This is a genomic window from Micrococcus sp. KRD096 (assembly GCF_017168495.1).
In the GTDB taxonomy this organism is placed as follows: domain Bacteria; phylum Actinomycetota; class Actinomycetes; order Actinomycetales; family Micrococcaceae; genus Micrococcus; species Micrococcus luteus.
In genome coordinates, this window is the sequence record NZ_JABFAY010000004.1 from 94,804 (window position 1) to 95,971 (window position 1,168).

Below are 1,168 nucleotides of genomic sequence, written 5' to 3' on the forward strand. Positions count from 1 at the left end.
CCCGGGCGGCGCCCGCCTGACGGACGAGGAGTGGGCCCGACGGCTCACGCCCGAGGAGTTCCAGGTGCTGCGCCGGGCCGGCACGGAACGGCCCTTCACGGGCGAGTACTGGGACTCGCACGTGAAGGGCGTGTACGCGTGCCGGGCGTGCGGATCCGAGCTGTTCCGCTCGGACGAGAAGTTCGACGCGCACTGCGGCTGGCCCTCGTTCTTCGCACCGCTCGCGGAGGACCGGGTGGAGTACCTGAAGGACACCACCCTGGGCATGGAGCGGATCGAGGTGCGGTGCGCGGCGTGCGGCTCCCACATGGGTCACGTCTTCGCGGGCGAGGGCTATGACACCCCCACGGACCTGCGCTACTGCATCAACTCGATCTCGCTGCGCCTGGCCCCCGCCGACGACGCGGCGGCCCCGGACGGGGCGCGCTGATCCGGTGCGGGAGCGCCGTGGCGTCCACGGCGCGCCCCCGCGGCCCGCTGGGCCCCGCAGCCTAGGCTGACGGGCATGAGCGTGATCGGGCCCCGTCGCCTCTCCGCCGCCCCCGGGGCGGTCGAGGCGCCCGTGCCGCCGGGGGTGTTCCGGCGTGCCCTGGCGGACCTGCGCGATGCGCGGCCACGGACCGAGGTGCGGCTGCGGGAGATCCCGGCACCCGAGGGGCAGGCGCCCTTCGCCGTCGCCCTCGCCGCCGACGTGTGCGACGGGCCGGGCGCGACCGGCGGCGTGCTGGCCACGGGGCGGTTCGTCCTCCTGCACGACCCGGCCCCGGACGCCCGGTGGCCGGGAGGCTTCCGGGCGGTGACATGGATCCGTGCGAGCCTGGAACCGGACGTCGCACTGGACCAGCTGGCCGGCGCCGTCGCGTGGACGTGGCTCGTGGAGGCGCTCGAGCGCCGCCACGCCGAGCACTCCCACGCCGGCGGCACCGCGACGCGCAGCATCGCGGAGGGCTTCGGGACGCTCAGTGCGGCCCCGGACACCACCGACATCGAGCTGCGCGCCTCGTGGACCCCGGCCCCGCGGGACCTCGGCTCGCATCTCGAGGCGTGGTCGGACATGATCTGCGCGTTCGCCGGTCTGCCGCCCGAGCACGCCGCGGACGTCCACACGGCCGGCCCCTGACCGCGCGCCCGCGCCTCCGACACACCGGGCCCCGGCCCGTCCCCGCCC

At 76.5% G+C, this 1,168-nt stretch carries 2 protein-coding genes; both read left to right on the plus strand.

Annotation, left to right across the window (positions count from 1 at the left end; genetic code table 11):
- A partial coding sequence (msrB, locus tag J1M41_RS02675) for a peptide-methionine (R)-S-oxide reductase MsrB (protein ID WP_241247655.1) occupies window positions 1–430 on the plus strand: 430 nt, incomplete at its 5' end.
- Window positions 431–505: 75 nt separating this feature from the next.
- On the plus strand, window positions 506–1,120 hold the full coding sequence (locus J1M41_RS02680) for a DUF3000 domain-containing protein (RefSeq protein ID WP_020627849.1): 615 nt from the start codon (window positions 506–508) through the stop codon (window positions 1,118–1,120).
- Window positions 1,121–1,168 lie beyond the last annotated feature (48 nt).

Excerpts from the sequence above, each read along its gene's own strand:
- J1M41_RS02680 (WP_020627849.1), top strand. The coding sequence starts at position 506 with ATGAGCGTGATCGGGCCCCGTCGCCTCTCCGCCGCCCCCGGGGCGGTC.